The 18,841-nt window shown below is 63.7% G+C and carries 17 protein-coding genes; 11 read left to right on the forward strand and 6 right to left on the reverse strand.

Going from position 1 to position 18,841, the window contains the following annotated elements; all coding sequences use genetic code 11:
* Window positions 1–24: 24 nt before the first annotated feature.
* The 3 genes from G5V57_RS01345 to G5V57_RS01355 are packed head-to-tail and all read right to left on the reverse strand — an operon-like array spanning window position 25 to window position 2,431.
* Complete coding sequence (locus tag G5V57_RS01345; RefSeq protein ID WP_165165846.1) at window positions 25–1,242, reverse strand: CCA tRNA nucleotidyltransferase; 1,218 nt, start codon at window positions 1,240–1,242, stop codon at window positions 25–27.
* Window positions 1,239–1,874, reverse strand: a complete 636-nt coding sequence (locus G5V57_RS01350; protein WP_165165847.1) for a CoA pyrophosphatase — start codon at window positions 1,872–1,874, stop codon at window positions 1,239–1,241. Before G5V57_RS01350 ends, G5V57_RS01345 begins: the two co-directional genes overlap by 4 nt.
* A complete protein-coding gene (locus tag G5V57_RS01355; protein WP_371744850.1) occupies window positions 1,874–2,431 on the reverse strand; it encodes a DUF1285 domain-containing protein in 558 nt (185 codons plus the stop codon). The genes G5V57_RS01350 and G5V57_RS01355 overlap by 1 nt, the downstream gene beginning before the upstream one ends.
* Window positions 2,432–2,566: 135 nt before the next feature.
* Between G5V57_RS01355 and G5V57_RS01360 the strand changes: the two genes are divergently transcribed.
* Genes G5V57_RS01360 through G5V57_RS01375 form a run of 4 tightly spaced genes read left to right on the forward strand, consistent with a single transcriptional unit; the run spans window position 2,567 to window position 9,344 of the window.
* Window positions 2,567–3,565 carry a MoxR family ATPase gene (locus tag G5V57_RS01360; protein ID WP_165165848.1) on the forward strand — a complete coding sequence of 333 codons (999 nt, stop codon included), beginning with the start codon at window positions 2,567–2,569 and terminating at the stop codon, window positions 3,563–3,565.
* 7 nt (window positions 3,566–3,572) lie between these two features.
* The gene (locus G5V57_RS01365; protein WP_165165849.1) at window positions 3,573–4,475 is read left to right on the forward strand and encodes a DUF58 domain-containing protein; all 903 of its coding nucleotides are present in this window, start codon (window positions 3,573–3,575) and stop codon (window positions 4,473–4,475) included.
* Complete coding sequence (locus G5V57_RS01370; protein ID WP_165165850.1) at window positions 4,475–7,279, forward strand: DUF4159 domain-containing protein; 2,805 nt, start codon at window positions 4,475–4,477, stop codon at window positions 7,277–7,279. The genes G5V57_RS01365 and G5V57_RS01370 overlap by 1 nt, the downstream gene beginning before the upstream one ends.
* A gap of 1 nt (window position 7,280) precedes the next feature.
* On the forward strand, window positions 7,281–9,344 hold the full coding sequence (locus tag G5V57_RS01375; RefSeq protein ID WP_165165851.1) for a hypothetical protein: 2,064 nt from the start codon (window positions 7,281–7,283) through the stop codon (window positions 9,342–9,344).
* Here G5V57_RS01375 and G5V57_RS01380 read toward each other — a convergent pair.
* The gene (locus G5V57_RS01380) at window positions 9,276–9,860 is read right to left on the reverse strand and encodes a GNAT family N-acetyltransferase (protein WP_165165852.1); all 585 of its coding nucleotides are present in this window, start codon (window positions 9,858–9,860) and stop codon (window positions 9,276–9,278) included. The two genes, G5V57_RS01375 and G5V57_RS01380, sit on opposite strands and share 69 nt — an antisense overlap.
* 249 nt (window positions 9,861–10,109) lie before the next feature.
* Window positions 10,110–10,565: an NUDIX domain-containing protein gene (locus G5V57_RS01385; RefSeq protein ID WP_165165853.1), complete on the reverse strand. Its 456-nt coding sequence runs from the start codon at window positions 10,563–10,565 to the stop codon at window positions 10,110–10,112.
* Window positions 10,566–10,613: 48 nt separating this feature from the next.
* Between G5V57_RS01385 and G5V57_RS01390 the strand changes: the two genes are divergently transcribed.
* From G5V57_RS01390 to G5V57_RS01400, 3 genes are read left to right on the forward strand one after another with little or no spacing between them, the layout of a single operon-like run.
* Complete coding sequence (locus tag G5V57_RS01390) at window positions 10,614–12,344, forward strand: ABC transporter ATP-binding protein (RefSeq protein ID WP_165165854.1); 1,731 nt, start codon at window positions 10,614–10,616, stop codon at window positions 12,342–12,344.
* Complete coding sequence (locus G5V57_RS01395; protein WP_165165855.1) at window positions 12,341–13,477, forward strand: N-acetyltransferase; 1,137 nt, start codon at window positions 12,341–12,343, stop codon at window positions 13,475–13,477. The genes G5V57_RS01390 and G5V57_RS01395 overlap by 4 nt, the downstream gene beginning before the upstream one ends.
* Window positions 13,474–14,265, forward strand: a complete 792-nt coding sequence (locus G5V57_RS01400) for a nucleotidyltransferase family protein (RefSeq protein WP_165165856.1) — start codon at window positions 13,474–13,476, stop codon at window positions 14,263–14,265. Before G5V57_RS01395 ends, G5V57_RS01400 begins: the two co-directional genes overlap by 4 nt.
* Here the strand turns inward: G5V57_RS01400 and G5V57_RS01405 are convergent.
* Window positions 14,254–14,982 carry a sugar phosphate nucleotidyltransferase gene (locus tag G5V57_RS01405; RefSeq protein WP_206530168.1) on the reverse strand — a complete coding sequence of 243 codons (729 nt, stop codon included), beginning with the start codon at window positions 14,980–14,982 and terminating at the stop codon, window positions 14,254–14,256. The two genes, G5V57_RS01400 and G5V57_RS01405, sit on opposite strands and share 12 nt — an antisense overlap.
* Before the next feature lie 151 nt (window positions 14,983–15,133).
* Here G5V57_RS01405 and G5V57_RS01410 point away from each other — a divergent pair, with 151 nt between their 5' ends.
* From G5V57_RS01410 to G5V57_RS01425, 4 genes are read left to right on the forward strand one after another with little or no spacing between them, the layout of a single operon-like run.
* Window positions 15,134–16,051 (forward strand): metallophosphoesterase, encoded by a 918-nt coding sequence (locus tag G5V57_RS01410; protein WP_165165857.1) that lies wholly within the window; start codon window positions 15,134–15,136, stop codon window positions 16,049–16,051.
* Between the two features lie 49 nt (window positions 16,052–16,100).
* Window positions 16,101–16,538 (forward strand): HIT family protein, encoded by a 438-nt coding sequence (locus G5V57_RS01415; RefSeq protein WP_165165858.1) that lies wholly within the window; start codon window positions 16,101–16,103, stop codon window positions 16,536–16,538.
* A gap of 6 nt (window positions 16,539–16,544) precedes the next feature.
* Complete coding sequence (locus tag G5V57_RS01420) at window positions 16,545–17,765, forward strand: LptF/LptG family permease (RefSeq protein ID WP_165165859.1); 1,221 nt, start codon at window positions 16,545–16,547, stop codon at window positions 17,763–17,765.
* Entirely contained in the window at window positions 17,762–18,838 is a 1,077-nt protein-coding gene (locus tag G5V57_RS01425) for an LptF/LptG family permease (protein ID WP_165165860.1), read from the forward strand. Before G5V57_RS01420 ends, G5V57_RS01425 begins: the two co-directional genes overlap by 4 nt.
* Window positions 18,839–18,841: the final 3 nt, after the last annotated feature.

Genomic DNA, 18,841 nt, shown 5'->3' on the forward strand with positions numbered 1-18,841 from the left:
GTCGGCCGTTGGCTTCGCCAATCGTCACGCTCGCGTCTCCAGCCGGCGCAGCAGCGCAACCTTGCTCTCGGTGAAATCCGACGCGATCCACCAGTCCTCGAGCCGGATCAGTTCCTGGCCGAGCTCAGGTCCCGATTTGAAGCCACATGCCAGGAGATCCTGTCCCGACAGCGGGAAGCGCGGAATGGTCCACTGATCGGCGAAGGCCAGAAGCTCGCGCCAGGCCTTGTCGCCGAGCCGCTGCTTCGATTGCGCCCAGGCGAGCCTCACCATGTCGCGCCAGGCCTCTGCCCCCACGCGATAGAGCACCGCGCGGCGCTCCTTGTCGCGCAAGCTAGGATGCGGGGTCACATGACTGCCGATAACCTCGAGGCGTTTCATCTCCGCATTGGTGAGACGCAGGCGCTCGCGCAAGCTGTGCGGCGCCTTGGCGATGAGCGCGAGCCTCAGCAGCGCGTCGGGCGCAAGCCCCTGCGCAGCGTCGATCTTCGCCATGCGGACAATCGGCATCAGATCGGCTGCCGGCGCGAACAGGACCTTCAGCACGTTGCGCGCCGCCATCAGCTTGACCGTGTCGCTCGCCCGCTTCGCCTCCAGAAGCTTGAACAGCTCCTGACGGATACGCTCGCTCGACAGCTGCTTGAGCTTGGCCTTGTATGTGATGCAGGCGGCCAGCCCCTTGCGGTCAGGCGCACCGCGGCCATAGCGCGCATGAAAGCGGAAGAAACGCAGGATGCGCAGATAGTCCTCCTTGATGCGCGCCGCGGGCTCGCCGACGAACCTGACCTTGCCGCCCAGAATGTCCTTGTATCCCTGAACAGGATCGTAGATCCCTCCGTCGACTGAGCAATAAAGTGCATTCATCGTGAAATCGCGCCGGCGGGCATCGGCCTCCCAGTCGTCGGTGAAGGCGACCCGCGCTTTGCGGCCGTATGTTTCGACATCGATGCGCAACGTCGTCACCTCGAAGGGCTTGCCGCCGGAGACCAGCGTGACGGTGCCATGCGCGATGCCCGTCGGATGCACGCCGAGACGCGCCTTCTCGCCGGCCACGATGATGCGTTCGGGCGGCAGCGTGGTCGCGATGTCGATATCGTTCACCGGCTCACGCAGCAGTGCATTGCGCACTGCTCCGCCGGCGACGCGCGACTCGCCCCCCGCCGCGGCGAGCGCCGCGAAGATGCGGCGGAGCGCTGGATCATTGAGCCAGGCCTCGGAGCTGAGCGAAGGCAGTTTCGTCATGGGGCGCGATAGAGACGATCGAACAGATTCATGATCATGCCGGCGGTGGCGCCCCAGATATACCTGTCGTTATAGGGCATGGCATAAAAATATCTGGCCTTCCCCTGCCATTCGCGGCTGTGGCGCACATGGTTCTCCCGGCTCATCAGGAAACGAAGAGGAACCTCGAAGATATCTGCCACCTCGTCTTCATGTGGGGAAAGCACGAAGCCCGGCTTGACCAGCGCCACCACCGGAACGACCTGAAAGGAGGTCCTGGTCAGATAGGCGTCGAGGAAACCGACGGGCTCGACATAGCTCGCCTCGAGCCCCGTTTCCTCGCGCGTCTCGCGCAGGGCGGCGGCGAGCGCATTCTCGTCTTTCGCTTCGATCTTGCCGCCTGGAAAGGCAACTTGCCCGCCATGGCTCGGCAAGTGGTCGGTGCGCCGGGTAAGGAGCACGGTGAGTTCCGGCTCATGCAGAACGATCGGCACCAGTACGGCTGCGGCGCGGCGAGGCTTGAGCGGATCGATGGCCTTGAGCTCGGGATTGAGATCGTCGTCGCCGCGCGCCACGTCCTGCGGCGGCTCGTGCAGGAGCCTCGTGGCGGCGCGGGCTCGAAACTCCGCCTCATCGAACCGGAATTCCTCCATCAGGCGACCGCGCCGATCTCGGCGGCGCGCTGCATCGGCCAGAAGCGGCCGGATGACCAGACGCCGAACCATTCGCCCTCGACCATCCCCAGCGCCACCAGATCGTAGAAGAGCGCGCGCGCGACCAGCGCCTCAAGCCGCCCGCGCACCAGCACATAGGGCTTGAGACCCTCGGTTCCTTCCTCGACGGCCACCCGCAGGGGATGCGCAGCGTCAATTGTGACAAGATCGTCGGTATTGGTCTCGAAGGTAATGGCCTGATCGCGGCCCTTGCCCTCGACGCTCATCCTTATGGCGAGGAAGGGCGCGTCATCGACCCTGATGCCGCATTTTTCGACAGGGGTGACGAGATAATATTTCCCGTCCTCGTCATGCCGCAGAACCGAAGCGAAGAGCTTCATCAAGGGTTTGCGGCCGATCGGCGAGTTCATGTAGTACCACAGCCCGTCCTGCGCGATGCGCATGTCGATATCGCCGCAAAAGGGCGGATTCCACAAATGGACCGGCGGCAGGCCTTTCTTCCCCGAGGCCCGTTCGGCCTCCTTGAGGCCGGCCAGGGGGGTGCCCGCGTCGCGCTCCGGCTTGGTCATCATAAGGCCATGCTTGTTCACAAGGATTTCATTAACGGAATCGGCACTTGGGCTACCAGATTTGGTTTCGCATCGGATCAGGCCCAAACTATAGTGAGCCCCATGGCAAGCATCAATGAAGCTGAGAAGCATATCGTCTCCGAACTCGACCAGATGGCCGGCCGCCTCGAGAAGGTGCGCGAGGCCATCGGCAAGGTGATCTTCGGCCAATCCGATGTCATCGAGCTGTCGCTCACCGCCATCCTGGCCGGAGGTCATGGATTGCTGGTCGGCGCGCCGGGCCTCGCCAAGACCAAACTCGCCACCACGCTCGGCCGCGTGCTCGGCCTCGAGGAGAAACGCATCCAGTTCACCCCCGATCTCATGCCTGCCGACATATTGGGCTCAGAAGTGCTGGATGAGAGCGAGCATGGACGCCGGCAGTTCCGCTTCGTGCCGGGGCCGGTCTTCTGCCAGTTGCTGATGGCGGACGAGATCAACCGCGCCAGCCCGCGCACCCAATCGGCCTTGCTGCAGGCGATGCAGGAGCACCACATCACCATCGCTGGCGCGCGCCACGATCTGCCGCGTCCCTTCCACGTGCTCGCGACACAGAATCCGATCGAGCAGGAAGGTACCTATCCCTTGCCGGAAGCCCAGCTCGACCGCTTCCTGGTTCAGATCGACGTGCCCTATCCCGCCCTCGATGCCGAGCGGCGCATGCTGTTCGCCACCACCGGTGCCGAGGAAGACGAGCCCCAGACCATCCTTACCTCCGGCGAGCTCATAAAGATCCAGCATCTGGTGCGCCTGATGCCGGTCGGCGAGCAGGTCGCCGAGGCGATCTTGGGTGTCGTGCGCGCCGCGCGTCCGGGACCCGACTCCGACGATTTCGTCAACAAGACGATCGGTTGGGGCCCCTCGCCGCGCGCCAGCCAGGCCCTGATGCTCGGCGCCCGCGCCCGCGCTTTGCTTGGCGGCCGGCTGTCGCCATCGATCGACGATGTGCTGGCCCTTGTCGGTCCGGTCTTCCGCCACCGCATGGCCCTCACTTTCACGGCGCGCGCCGATGGCGAAACGATCGATAGCGTGATCGACCGCCTCAAGTCGCGACTGAGCTGATCCTCGGATGCTGGACCGGGCCGCACTCGCCCTCAATGATCGCGCCGAGACCCTGTCGGGCGCATTGCCGGCGCTTCTCGTCGAGGCGCAGCGGATCGCCGCGACCGTGATCATCGGCGTACATGGCCGCAAGCGCGCCGGGCCGGGTGAGACATTCTGGCAGTATCGTCCTTATTCGTTCGGCGATACGGCGCAGCAGATCGATTGGCACCGCTCCGCCCGCTCCGACCGCGTTTTCATCCGCGAGAATGAATGGGAAGCCGCCAATACCTTGTGGCTGTGGGTGTCGCCTTCGGTCACCATGGGCTTCCAGTCGCATCTCGCCAGTGTGACCAAATCGGATCGTGCCAAGCTCCTCGCCTTGGCTATTGCCAGTCTTGCGGTGCGCGCCAATGAGCGCGTCTCGCTGCTCGGCACCGGCATGCTTCCGGCACATTCGCGGCCCGCTTTGATGCGGCTGGCGCAGATGCTGATTGCCCAGCCCTCGACGCAGGCATTGCCGCACGTGATCAGGCTGCCGAAATTCTCGACCGTCCTGATGTTCGGCGACTTCCTTGAGCCGCCGCAGGACATCGCCCGCTCCCTGAGCTCGATCGCCGCCCATGGCGTCGCCGGCCATGTCGTGCAGGTCTCGGATCCGGCGGAAGAGACGCTGCCCTATTCCGGCCGCGTGCAGTTCGAGGAGATGGCCGGCCCGCTACGCTATGTCGCCGGCAAGACCGAAGCCCTGCGCGAGGCCTATCAGGAGAAGTTCCAGGCACAGCGCGCGCAAGTGCGCGACATTGCCCGGCGCATCGGCTGGAGCTTCGCCGTGCATCGCACCGACGAGCCGCCGCTGCGCATTCTGCATGCGCTGCACGGCCTGATCGGCGGCGAGAAGAGCCGCGCCCGCGGCGCGCGGACTTTCTGATGCTGCAGGGTCTGACCTTCCTCACACCGTGGGCGCTGGCCGGCCTCGCCGCGCTGCCGGTCATCTGGTGGCTGTTGCGTTTCACGCCGCCTAAGCCGCAGCATGTGCGCTTTCCGCCTTTGCGCCTGCTTCTCGACCTCATCCCGCGCGAGGAGCAGCCGGACAAGACGCCCTGGTGGCTCCTGCTGCTGCGTCTCGCGCTTGCCGCCTTGCTGATCCTGGCCGTGGCGCATCCTTTGCTCAGTCCCAGTGACGCCACGCGCTTCGCTGGAGATCCGGTGCTGATCGTCGTCGATGACAGCTGGGCGGCGGCCAAGGACTGGGACACGCGTCTCGCCGTGCTGCAGGATGTGGCCGCGTCGGCCGAGCAGGCGCGCGCTCCGGTGGCAGTGGCTTCGACCGCGCCGGTGGCGCGACCTTCCGATCTTCTTCCGCAAGCCGCACGCGAGGCCTTGAGCCGGATCACCGCGCTCACGCCGAAGGCTTTGCAGCCCGATCGCATGGCGCTGCTCGAGCGCTTGCGGCAAGCTTATCGCGACACAACTGGCCTCAACATCGTATGGCTGTCGGATGGCCTCGATCATGGATCGGCCCGCGACTTCGCCCAGGGGCTGCTGGGGCTTAATGGCGGCCGCGCCGTGCTGGACGTGATCGCGGCCCCGGCGAGCGGACTGCCGCTTGCCCTCGCCGCCCCCGAAATCGATAGTGGCCGCATGAAGGTGACGGCTCTGCGCGCCCCTTCATCGCCGGCCAACAATGTCGTCGCCAAAGCGCTCGCCGGCAACGGCCGCAGCCTCGCCGCGACGGCACTGAATTTCCCCGCAGGGGTGAGGCGCGCGGAAGGTTTCATCGACCTGCCGCTCGAATTGCGCAATGAGGTCGAGCGCGTGGAATTGTCGAATGAGCGCAGCGCCGGTGCCATCTATCTCCTCGACGACCGCTGGCGCCGCAAAACGGTCAGTCTCATGACCGGCAGTTCGTTCGAAACGGCGCAGCCGCTGCTCTCGCCGCTATACTATGTTTCCCGCGCTCTCGAGCCGTATGCCGAGGTCTCCGAGCCAAAAGAAGCTGCCGACCTCAAGAACCAGCTCGATGCCGGCCTCTCGGTTCTGGCGCTTGCCGATATCGGCGTACTGCCTCAGGACGAGCAGGACATGATCGAGGCCTGGGTCGAGCGCGGCGGCCTGCTTTTGCGTTTTGCCGGTCCCCGCATGGCGGCCGCCCAGGATCCGCTGATCCCGGTCACCTTGCGCGAGGGCGGACGCGCTCTGGGTTCGGCCCTCTCCTGGGAGACGCCGCAGGCGCTCCAGCCCTTTGCCGAATCGAGTCCCTTTGCCGGGCTGGCGCTCGACAGCTCCGTCCTCGTCAATCGCCAGGTGCTGGCCGAGCCCGCTGCCGATCTCACCCCGAAGGTCTGGGCGAGCCTTGCTGACGGCACGCCGCTCGTCACCGCCGACCGCCGCGGAAAAGGCATGATCGTGCTGTTCCATGTCACCGCCAATGCCGATTGGTCGAATCTTCCCTTGTCTGGCATGTTCGTGGAGATGTTGCGGCGCATACTCGATCTCGCCCCGGGCGCCGGCAGTGGCGCCGGCACGGCCTCCGGTGAGGCGGCCAGCGAGGCCGCCTTCACGCCGCGCCGTGTGCTGACCGGAAGCGGCGATTTCGCCGATCCTTCGCCCGATGCGGAACCCATCGCTGCGGCTGATATCGATGCCGCCAGACCGACGCCGCAGCATCCGGCGGGGTTCTACAATCGCGCCAGCCTCGAGCGCGCCATCAATCTCACCATGGGCGAAGACGATCTGACCCCCATGGCGGCGCTGCCTGCCGGCGCCACCCTGCGTGGACTGGAACGCGCGCCCGCCATTCCACTGGCGCCCTATCTCTTTGGGCTGGCGGCCCTCCTCTTCCTTCTGGATTGTATCGCCGCGCTCTGGATCGCCGGCAGCTGGCAACGGCTGAAGGCGCGGCGCGCCGGCACGGCGGCTATCCTGGCTCTGGCGCTTCTGATGCCCGGCCCGCTGCAGCCCGGCGTCAGCCGCGCCCAGGATGCCGCCGCCGATCAGTTCGCGCTCGACAGCACCTTGCAGACCAAGCTCGCTTTTGTCGAGACCGGCGACGCGCAGGTCGACGAGATCAGCCGACAGGGTCTTGTCGGCCTCAGCAACATTCTCGTCGAGCGCACCTCGGTCGAGCCCGGCGAGCCGGTCAGTGTCAATCTCGATCGCGACGAGATCGTCTTCTTCCCGCTGCTCTACTGGCCGATCCTGCCGGATGCGCAGGCGCCGTCGCCGGCCGCACTTGCCAAACTCAACACCTACATCAAGAATGGCGGCACGATCTTCTTCGACACGCGCGAGGACGGCACCGATCTCAACACGCTGTCGGGCGAGGTCTCAGGCGCGACCCTAGCGCTGCGCCGCGTCGTCGAAAAGCTCGACATCCCGCCGCTCGAGCCGGTGCCGCCGGACCATGTGCTGACAAAAGCCTTCTACCTGCTGCAGTCCTTCCCCGGTCGCTACGAGCGCGGCCAGCTCTGGGTGGAGACGGGCGAAGGCGGGCAAGCGAATTCCGGCAATGCCGACGGCGTGACCTCTGTCATCATAGGCGCTAACGACTATGCCGCCGCCTGGGCGCAGGACAGCCGCGGCCAGCCACTCTATGCGACGATGCCGGGCGGCGAGCGCCAGCGTGAATTCGCTTACCGCACCGGCGTCAATGTCGTGATGTATGCGCTGACCGGCAATTACAAGGCCGATCAGGTCCACGTCCCGGCGCTGCTCGAAAGGCTTGGCCAATAACATGGGGTGGGATTTCGCCATAGAGCCGCTTCTGCCGTGGCCGCTGCTCGCGGGCCTCGCCTTGGCCGGTCTCGCCTTCATCGCCATCTCCGTCTTCATACGCGGACGCGGCTGGGTTCTGCGGGCGGTGGCGCTGGCTCTGCTTCTGGCCGCACTCGTCAATCCGAGCCTGCGCAACGAGGACCGAGAAACACTGTCTGACATTGCCGTCGCCGTCGTCGATCAGAGCCGCAGCCAGAGCTTCGGCGACCGCACCGCGAGGACAGAGCGCGCCTTGAACGATCTCAAGCAGGCGGTGGCGCGCCTTGGCAATACGGAATTGCGTGTTGTCACCGTCGCGTCGAACGCCTCGGCGGAGAATGACGGCACACGCCTGTTCGCCGCCTTGAACGAAGCTCTCTCCGAAATCCCGCCCGAGCGCTTTGCCGGCGCCGTCTTCATCACCGACGGCCAGGTGCATGACGTGCCGGCAGCACCCGGCAAGCTCGGCCTCAACGCGCCGATCCATGGCCTCATCACCGGCAGCCGCAAGGAGATCGACCGCCGCATCGTCATCGAGCAGTCGCCGCGTTTCGGCATTGTCGGCAAGGAGCAGACTGTCCGCTTCCGCGTCGAGGAGACGGGAGCTGCGCCGGGGCCGATCGGAGTCACCATTCGCACCAACAATGGCGAAGAGCATTCGGTTGAGGTCGAACCCGGCCAGAGCGTCTCGATTCCCGTTCTCGTCGACCATGGCGGCCAGAACATCACCGAGATCATCGCCGACGCTTTGCCGGGCGAGATCACGGCGCAGAACAACCGGGCCATCTCGATCATCGAAGGCATCCGCGACCGCTTGCGGGTTCTCCTGGTTTCCGGCGAGCCGCATCCGGGCGAACGCACCTGGCGCAATCTCCTCAAAGCGGACGCCTCCGTCGATCTCGTCCATTTCACCATTCTGCGCCCGCCCGAGAAGCAGGACGGAACGCCGATCAAGGAATTGTCGCTGATCGCCTTCCCCACCCGCGAATTGTTCGTGGAGAAGCTGGACGAATTCGACCTCATCATCTTCGATCGTTATCAGCGGCGCGGCATCCTGCCGATGATGTATCTCGCCAATATCGCGGAGTATGTGAAGCGCGGCGGGGCTGTGCTGATTGCTGCGGGCCCCGATTTCGCCGCCGAGGATGGTCTCTATAACACCCCCTTGAACGCGGTCCTGCAGGTCGTACCGTCTGGCCAGATACTGCAAGGCGGGTTCAAGCCCGAGGTCACCGAGCGCGGCCAGCGCCATCCGGTGACGCGTGGCCTGCCGGGAGCGCAAGGGACGACGACCAATTGGGGCCGCTGGTTCCGGCTGATCGACGCCGAGGCGCAATCGGGCGAGGTCGTCATGTCCGGCCTCGACAACAAGCCGCTGCTCGTCCTCTCGCGCGAGGACCAGGGCCGCCTGGCGCTGTTGCTCTCCGACCACGGCTGGCTGTGGGCGCGCGGCTATGAAGGCGGTGGGCCGCAGACCGAATTGCTGCGCCGCCTTGCCCACTGGCTGATGAAGGAGCCGGATCTCGAAGAGGAATATCTGAGCGGCAAGCAGGATAACGACAATATTGTGATCGAGCGCCGCACCATGGCCGATACGGCCGAGCCGGTGACGGTGACCTTGCCCTCCGGAACCGCCAGGCAGGTCGAGCTCAAGCAGGTCACCCCCGGCGTGTGGCGCGCGAGCCTGCCAGTGACCGAGCCCGGTATCCATCGCCTTGCCGACGGCAAGCTGACCGCCGCGGTGGCGATCGGCAGCGCCGACCCCAAGGAGACGGCCGATCCGGTCGCGACCGAAGACAAGCTCGCTCCGGTCACCCGGGCGACCGGTGGTGGCCTCTATTGGCTCGAGGATTATTCGGGCCTGCCACGCCTCGTGAAAGCCGATGCCGGCCGCCAGATGGCCGGCTCAGGCTGGCTCGCTTTCAAGGCGAATGACGCGCATCGCATCCGCGCCGTGCACGAGGTGCCGCTCTTCTCAACCCTGGGCAGCCTGGGCCTGCTGCTGATGGCCTTTGCCGCCATGTGGTACCGCGAAGGCCGCTGAGAGCTCGGCGAAACGATAGGGCGGCAGCACGAGGCCATGCGCCTCGGCCAGCGCGCCCTCGACGAGCTCCAGATAGAGCAGCCGGTCGGGATCGACCGGGCCCGGCATTTCGAGCTGGCCGTCAGGCACGCGCTTGAAGCCGACACGCGCATAATAGGGCTCGTCGCCGACCAGAATGACGAGCGGATGGCCGAGCGCCTTGGCCTTGTCGACGCCGGCGCGCATCAAAGCGCGCCCGATGCCGATATTCTGCCGCTGCGGATGCACCGCCAGCGGCCCGAGCAGCAAGGCGTCGGTGCCGGCCGTGCCGATCTTGAGCGGCCAGAAGCTGATGGCGCCGGTCAATCCAAGGCCCGCCTCGCGCGTCACGAGCGACAGGCCGGCAATGGCCGTATTACCTTCGCGCAGCCGGTATGAGGTCTTGGTCGAGCGGGTCAGGCCGAAGGTCAGGTCGAGCAGGTTTTCCGTGGCGGCGTGATCGGCGGCAAGCGCCGCTTCGACGGTGATGGTGGTCATGGTGATTTCCGAAGGAGTGAGACTGCATGAGCCCCAGGCAACGGAAGCACCCGCCGGCCGGAGCGATTTCAAACGCGCGCGAGCGCCGATCGTTCTCGTCGTCGCAAATGGCCGAGGATATGCAGAATCCGCTTCATGGCCGCGCCCATAACACAGGGCGGACCTGCCGTAAACAGATAACTCGTCGGAATCGCGCGGCTTTTGGGGGATTCAGCGTGCAAATCGGGGAGATAGAGCGGCGCCCCTGACCTACCAGTCGGCCGGCGGAGCCTTGCCTTCCATGATCTCCTGTACGCGCCGGCGCGTGCCACCTGTCGTCCCGTCAGGAAGATCCGTCATCGGGAAGAAGCGGGCCTCTCTGATCTCGAGCGATGGCGCCCAGTCCTGACGGCTGAAATTACGGATCACAAAGCAGGCGATATGATCGCCGCGGAACTTGTCCTCGTTCGAGAAAAGGCCATGCAGCACGGGCTTTTCGCCGAGAATGATGCCGCCCTCTTCGGCGAGTTCTCGCCTTACGGTGTCATAGACCGTTTCGCCTCGCTCGACCCCGCCACCCGGAAATAGCCAGCCCGGGGCGTAACCATGCCGCACCAGGAATACGCGATCCTCGCCATCGATGACCGCGGCCCGTATCCCTAGCGTCATGCCCCGGCTGAGCCTGAACCAGGGCTGCATCATAAGGAGGAGGATTCGGCTTAACATGGGCTGTCCTTGAGTCGGGCGGGCAATCACAGTAAAGCCAGCCGCATAATGAAACAGATACTTCGCATCTTTCTGTCGGCCGAAGGCGCCCGGCCCTGGGCGGTATTGCTGTGCCTGCTTCTGTCCGGCTTTGCCGAGGCGGTCAGTATTACCGCACTTTTGCCCACGATCCAGACGATTGCCAGTCAGGGAATTGAGTCCGGCGGCGGCTCACTGGCCATGTCCTTCATTCACAATTTCATGTCGGCGCTGGGGATTACACCCAATCTTCCCAATCTCATTCTCGTCGTCTTGGTATTCTTCGCGCTGAAGACGATCCTGTCCTTCGTCGCCTTGTCTTACGCCGGCTATACGATCGCCCGCGTTTCCACCGGACTTCGACGGCGGCTGATCAAGGCATTGTTTGGCGCGCGCTGGAGCTTCTACACGCAATTGCAAGCCGGCCGCGTCGCCAACATCATGAGCGGAGATGCCGGCATCGCCGGCATGGCCTATTACGTCGCGGCCCAGATCATGGCCTTTTCCATCCAGGGCGTTATCTACACGATTGTCGCCCTGATGATCGACTGGAGGCTGGCCGTTCTCGGCCTGGTCGTCGGAGCAGCCATTGCCGGCTCGCTCGGCTGGCTGGTGACGATCGCCAAGAAAGCCGGCTACAAGCGGGCCGACCGGACGTCCGAACTCACGACCTTCATCACCGACCTGATGAACAACATCAAGCCTTTGAAGACGATGGACCGCTATGACGGCCTGGTCGGCGAGATGGGGCTTATCCTCAGGCGCTTGCGCAAGGCCCTGGTCACCCGGGAAGTCGCCCGTCAGGGACTCACTCAGGGCGGCGACCTGCTCATTACCTTGGCCCTTGGCATCGGTGTCTATCTCGCGGTGACCGTCGGCAACCTCTCACTGGCGGAGCTTGTCGTTCTCGCTGTCGTCTTCTCCCAGGTGATCAACATCACCAACAAGCTGCAGAAGCTCACGCAGCAGGCGGCGGAATTTGAAGGCGCCTATATCCGCACCGAGCAGCTCATCAACAGCGCGAATGCTCAGTGCGAAACGCACATCGGAACGCTCCCCCCTATCCTCGAGAAGGAATGCCGCTTCGAGAACGTCACCTTCGCTCATGCAAAGACACCGGTGGTCAGGAATGTCAGCTTCACCATCTCGAAGGGCTCCATAACCGTGCTGCAGGGGCAATCCGGCGCCGGCAAGACGACATTGATAGACCTGCTCACCGGCCTCCATACGCCCGATAAGGGATTGATTACGCTGGATGGCGTTTCGCTCGCGGACATCGACATGAAGCAGTGGCGGCAGTCGATCGGGTATGTGCCGCAGGAGCTCAGTCTGCTCCACACGACGATCAGGGAGAATATCGTCCTCGGCGACACCGGGATCAGCGACGCGGATCTGATGGAGGCGCTCGATCAGGCGGGGGCGCGCGATTTCATCATGGCGATGCCCAACGGCGTCGACACTGAAGTGGGGGTCATGGGCTCGAAGCTGTCGGGCGGCCAGCGCCAGCGCATTGCCTTGGCCCGCGCCTTGGTCGTCAAGCCGAAACTGCTCATCCTCGATGAGGTCACGAGCGCGCTTGATCCGGAATCCGAGCTGGCCATCTGCCAAAACATTTCGGCCTTGCGCGGCAAATACACCACGGTCGCGATCACCCATCGTCCGGCCTGGACGGAGGTGGCGACCGATCTCTACAAGGTCGAGCGTGGCGGCATGATCAAGACGACAGTATCCAGCACGACGAAAGAGGGCAGCGCCGCATGAGCCTGAGGGTCGCGGAAGTCCGATCGGCGGCGGACAGGAAGGCGTTCCTGCGCGTCCCTCATCTGGTCTTCGCCGGCGATCCCAACTGGGTCGCCCCGCTCGATCTCGAGCGCCGGGAGCACCTCGACCCCAGAAAGAACCCTTATTTCCGGCACGCCGAAGCTCAGCTTTTCGTCGCCTATGACGGCGACAGGCCGGTCGGCAGGATCTCCGCTCAGCTTGATCGGCTACGCCTCGAGCACCATCGCGACGGCTATGGACAATTCGGCTTCCTCGACGCCGTCGACGACGCTCGGGTCTTTGCAGCACTTCTCGGAACCGCTGAGGATTGGCTCCGCAAGAGAGACCTGAAGGCCACGCATGGCCCGTTCAGTTTCTCGATCAATGACGAGATGGGACTTCTGATCAAGGGCTTCGACACGCCGCCTTCGATGATGATGGGGCATGCTTTGCCCTATTATGCGCGCCATCTCGAATCGCAAGGCTATGTCAAAGCCAAGGACGTCTTGGCCTATGATTATGAAGAAGCTCAGCCTATGCCCGAAATGCTGCGGGCCTTGCTCGAAAAGGTCAAGGCGCGCGGCAATCTTGTGATCAGGCCTCTGAGCAAGAAGAACCTTGATCGCGACCTCGCCATCATCATCGACATCTTCAATGATGCCTGGTCGGAAAACTGGGGCTTCGTACCGATGACGCACGAGGAGATCGTAGCACTCGGCAAGAATTTGAAGATGCTTGTGAACGAAGAGTACATTTCGATCGCGAGCTACAAGGATGAGCCGGCCGCCATGGCCATCACCCTTCCCAACCTCAACGACTGGATCAAGGATCTGAACGGCAGGCTTCTGCCGTTGGGTTGGGCGAAGCTCGCCTGGCGGCTGATGATGACGCCGCCACAATCCGTACGCATGCCGCTGATGGGAGTTCGCCGCCGATATCATAGGACGACACTCGGCTCGGCGCTGACGCTTGCTGTCGTCGACAGCGTCAGAGCCTATCATATCAGCCGCGGCACCGTCCGCGCCGAGTTCTCCTGGGTATTGGAGGAAAACCTGCCCATGCGGCGCATTATCGAGTCGAATGGCGGCACGGCCTACAAGACCTATCGCATCTACGAGAAGAGCCTGACGTGACGGCGGCCGCCTGGAATGTCGTTGTCCTCGCCGCCGGCCGCGGACCGGACGATCCGATGGCGAAGGCCTATCGGGTCACGCACAAATGCCTGGTCGAGGTGGGTGGGGAAAAGATGCTTGCGCGTGTGGTGCGAACGCTCGACGCGCACCCCGCGGTCAAGTCGATCGGTGTCGTGATTGAAACGCGCGAGTTGCTCGTGGAAGCCTTGGGCCCGCTTGCCGGCAAAGTGAGTTTCTTGTCGCCGCAGGAGAGTGCCGCGCGCTCGGCGCTCGCCGCGGTAAAAGGCGATCCGCAGTTCCCCTGGCTCATCACCACCGGCGATCACCCCCTCCTGACCACCGACATGCTGGATTATTTCTTCACCGAGGCCGCGGGTTATGATGCCGACCTCTCGGCGGGGCTCGCCAGCGCCGAAACCATACTGGCGCGTTTTCCGGAGGCGAAGCGGACGTTCCTGAAATTCGGTCGCGATCGCGTTTCCGGCTGCAATCTCTTCGCCTTGACGTCGGATCGCGCCCTCGCGGCCCTCGCCTTCTGGCATGATCTCGAGAAGAACAGGAAGAAGCCCTGGCGTCTAATCGGCGCCTTTGGGCCAGTGGCGTTGCTGCGTTTCGCGACCGGCATGCTGACGCTGGAAAGCGCCTTCGCGCTCGCCTCGCGGCGCTTGCGCCTCACTGCAAGGCCCGTGCTGATGCCCTTCGCGGAAGCGGCCGTCGATGTCGACAAGCCGGAAGACAAGGAACTCGCCGAGAAGATTCTCGCCGAAAGACGCGCCTTACCAGCCTGATACGAGCTGGCGCGCCTGTTGCAGATCCACCGGGAAATCCACTTCGCACCATTGCACCCCGTCGAGGGCCACGGTCGCGATCGGGATGCGCTTGGCAAGCATGCCGACCGCCGCCGGGAACCATTGCTTAAGGCCCGACGGCTCGCGCATGGCGCCGTCCAGGGTCTCGACATAGGCTTTCGCGCCATCACCACGAAAGATGTAGAAGCCGATGGCCTCGGCATTGACGGTTTCGGCCGGCAAAGTCTTGCCGATCTCGGTCAGCCGGTCGCCATCCATCATGACCTTCATGTCGTCGGCGTCATAGGCGGGCTTATGATTGATGGCGACCGTCACCGGTGCCGGGGGCGCCGCCAGCAGGATCTTGACCAGATCCGCCTTGAACAGGTTGTCGCCATTGACCTGAATGAACTCGCCCTTCATTTCCTGACGCGCCATCCAGCAGCTTGCGAGATTGTCGGCCACGCTGAAGAACGGATTGAATATGGTCTTGATCTTGATCCGTTTGTCGTGTGCGATGCGCGCCAGCGCTTCTTCCATGCGCGACGCCGCGTAACCGGTGACAACGGCGAATTCGCTGACGCCGCACGCGACAAAGGCATCGATCTGTCGGCCGATGAGCGACCGCCCGCCGATATCCAGGAGAGCCTTGGGGACTTCGGCGGTCAAAGGCAGGAGTCGCTTCCCCTGCCCGGCGCCAAGAATGATAACTTTCACGATGTTCGAACTCGCTGATCACCCCCGCTTTCGAGCCGATTTCCTATCCGGGCCGAATCAAAAAGGTTCGACCCGCTGCGGAAAGGCTCTATGAACGGCAAATCTCAATCGCACCCGATTCGACGGAAGTCAACGAAACTGTCCAGGCTCCATGTTCACGCTTGCCCATCTCTCCGACGTTCATATCGGGCCACTGCCCAAAGCGGAATCATGGCGCGACTATCTGGGCAAGCGGACGCTGGGCAAGCTCAGCTGGCATCGCCGCCGGCGGTTCCTGCACGATCCGGTGATCGCCAGCGCCATGATCGCCGATATCCGGGCGCACGCCCCCGATCATGTCGCCTTGACCGGCGATCTCATCAATATCGCGCTGAAGCAGGAGTTCATCGAGGCGGCACTATGGCTCAAGGCCTTCGGCCCGCCTGACTGGATCACCGTGGTGCCCGGCAACCACGACGCCTATCGCCCGTTCCCGTGGGCAGAAGGTGCCGGCCTGTGGGCCGACTATATGACGGGCGACATCAGGCTGCCGGGCGCGGCACGCGCCGCCCCGGGGGCCGAGCAGGTCTTTCCCTTTGTGCGCCAGCGCCGGAACATCGCCTTGATCGGCCTGTCCAGCGCGGTTCCGCAATCACTGTTCCGGGCCGGCGGACGTCTGGGCGCCGATCAGCGCAGCGAGCTCGCCGCCACCCTGGAGGATCTGCGCCAGCGTGGCTTCTACCGGGTCGTGCTGATCCACCACCCGCCGGTGCCCGGCCTCACCCCCAGACGCCGCGCCCTCGACGACGATCAGGAATTGAAGCAGGTGCTGGAGGACCAGGGCACCGATCTTGTCCTTTATGGCCACAATCATCGCCATGGCCGGAGCTCGCTGCAGACCCGCTTTGGCGCGGCCCATATTGTCGGGGCGCCGTCCGCCACCTCTCCGGGACATGGCACCTATGATGCCGCCGCTTGGTACCTATATAAGATCCGCCGCCAGGAGGGGGCCTGGTCGACCACGGTGAATATCCGCAGCTGGGACGGCCGGAAGGGCGCCTTTGTAGCCCACAGCAGTTTTACCCTGTAGAAGGACGGCAATATCCTTCTCAAAATTACGCTAGGGCATGTTACAAATTATGTCGAATGCCACGCTCGTCAAATTTGGCCTTCCCGCGACCCTGATCGCGGACTACAAGCACTGGACTGTTATGCTGCGTCCGGCGCAGGTCACTTTGGGATCCCTCATATTGGGAGCAAAGGGAGAGTGGATGGCGTTCTCCCAAATTCCGCCTGAGGCATTTGCGGAATTGGCCCACGTAACCCGTTGTCTCGAGACCGGCCTCAAGAATTTCAATGCCTATGACAAGATCAATTACCTGATGCTTATGATGGTCGACCCGCACGTCCACTTCCATGTCATTCCCCGCTACGCCACGCCGCGGCGTTTCGAGGATCTGGAATTTCCAGATGTTGCCTGGCCGGGCCAGCCCAACATGGCCGGGGCAACCACCTTGCCGCCCGAGACCCAGATGCGTCTGCGCGACGCGGTGCGCCAGCACTGGCCGAGAGACTGATCCGTCGTGTTTCGCATCGTAGACCGCTATGTCCTGCGCCAGCTCGCCAAGCCGCTGATCACTTCGGTTATCATCGGTCTGCTCGTGCTTCTGGCCGAGCGGATGGTGCGACTGCTCGACACGACGCTCGGTAAGAAGAATTCCATCGGCGTCGTCTTCGAGATGCTCGCCTATCTGGTGCCGCACTATCTGGGCGTGGCTTTGCCCGCCGCCTTGTTCCTCGGTCTTCTGTTCAGCTTCAACAAGATGTCGCGCGACAGTGAGATCGATGCCTTTCTGGCTTCGGGAATCGGGCTGCATCGCATTGCCCAGCCGGTGGCGATCCTGTCACTCATATTGGCTGCTCTTTCCGTCCTGATCGTCGGCTGGCTGCAGCCGCATACCCGCTACGCCTATCGCGCCGTCCTTTTCGACGTGAAGAATGTCGACGTCTTCTACCTCGCCGAGGAAGGCATCTTCATGCAGGCCGGGACCCGCACCTTCATCCTCGACAAGCTCAATCGCTCCGCCGGGACTTTCGAGCGCATCTTCCTCTTCGACAATCGCGGCAATCGCGGAATTGAGACGGTGACCGCCTCGAATGGCCGGCTGATCGAGAATACCGACACGCGCTTGCCAGTTCTGCGCCTTGAGAACGGCCACCGCCTGCAGATCGACCGCATGCCGAACCTCGCCCCCGATCAGCCGCCACCCAACTCGACCGTCAGCAACTTCGAGGCCGCCGACACGCCGCTCGGACAAGTGGCGGACAAGACATTTCGGCCGCGCGGCAATGATGAACGGGAGTTGACGCTTCCGGAGCTGATCGCGCTTCAGGGCAATCCGCCCCCGGGTGCCGAACCTGATCAGATGCGAGCCGAGCTGCACAAGCGATTCATCGCGATGCTGACCATGCCGATGCTGCCCTTCCTGGCCGTGCCTTTCGCGCTCGGCCGACGCCGCAACCAGCGGACCTACCGGTTCGGCGTGGCGCTCATCCTGCTCGTTGCGTTGCACGAGGTCATCGAGCAAGGCGCCATCGCGACGCGCTCGAACGGCGCTTCGCCCTGGCTAACAATGTGGCTGCCCTTCCTGGCCGTCACGGCCTTTGCCGCTTGGCGATTCTGGTCGGTGAGCTTCGCGCTGCAGCCCGATCAGCTCGACCGCCTCATCGACCGGTTCGCCACCCTGATAAGGCGCTTCTTCAGCAGCGTGCGAACGCTTTTCTCGCGCGGAGAGGCGGTATGAACATAATCGGCTGGATGCTCACGCGTATGGTTCTCATACGCTTCGTCTTCATTCTCTTCGGCATTTCGATCTTTGTCATAACCCTCGACATCGTCGCTTATTCGAAGGAGATCCTGGCCATCGGCGATGGCGGTCTGCAAGCGGTCTTCACCTATGTCCTGATGCGGTCCCCCGGCACGCTCTCGACCTTTCTGCCAATCAGCGTGCTGATCGCGATGCTCCTGGTCCTCATCGAGCTGAGCTACCGCAACGAATTGCCGGCGATCTGGTCGTCCGGCATCTCGCCCTTCCGTATCATGATGATGCTGATGCCCTTCGCCATCATGGCCGGCGGATTGCATTTCCTTCTCAACGACCAGGCCGTGCCGCGCGCCGCGCCCACGCTGCGCCTGTGGGGCATCGGCGACTATGACGAGAAGAAGCTGAAGGTCGGCGGCGAAAGTGATCCGATCTGGATGCGTGCCGGCCGCGACATTCTCAGGGCCGGCAGCGCCAATCCGCAGGCGACCGAGCTCGATGACGTCATCATCTTCCGCCGCGACGAGGCGGGACTCCTGCGTGAGCAGATCATGGCGAAGCATGCCGTGCTCAACCAGGATCGCTGGCATCTGTCGAACGTGCTCGTCTATTACCGCGAGAATCTTCCGCCCAATCGCCTCGATCAGATGATCTATTCGGGCTCTTTTCGCCCGGCTGCCGCCGGCGCGCGCTCAGGCGATCCCGAAGAGATGAGCATGAGCGATCTGAGCTATTTCGTCGAGAATTCAGGCTTCGGCATCAGACCGGCCTGGGTCTATCAGACCTGGTGGCACAAGCGGCTTACGCTGTTCGTCACCGCCTTCGCTATGGTCGCCTTGTGCATTCCTCTCGCCGCCCGCTTCCGCCGCGGCGGTGGCATCGGGGTGATGTTCGCCGTCGGCATCGGCCTCGGCTTCCTCTTCTTTATCACCGACGGCATTGCCCTCACTATGGGCGAACTGGGCTTTGTGACCCCCTGGTTCGCTGCCTGGGCTCCGATCCTGGGCCTATCGGCGATCGCCGGCTTCATAACCTTCCGCACTGAGCGCCTATGACCG

This window comes from Nordella sp. HKS 07 (genome assembly GCF_011046735.1).
Classification (GTDB): Bacteria; Pseudomonadota; Alphaproteobacteria; order Rhizobiales; family Aestuariivirgaceae; genus Taklimakanibacter.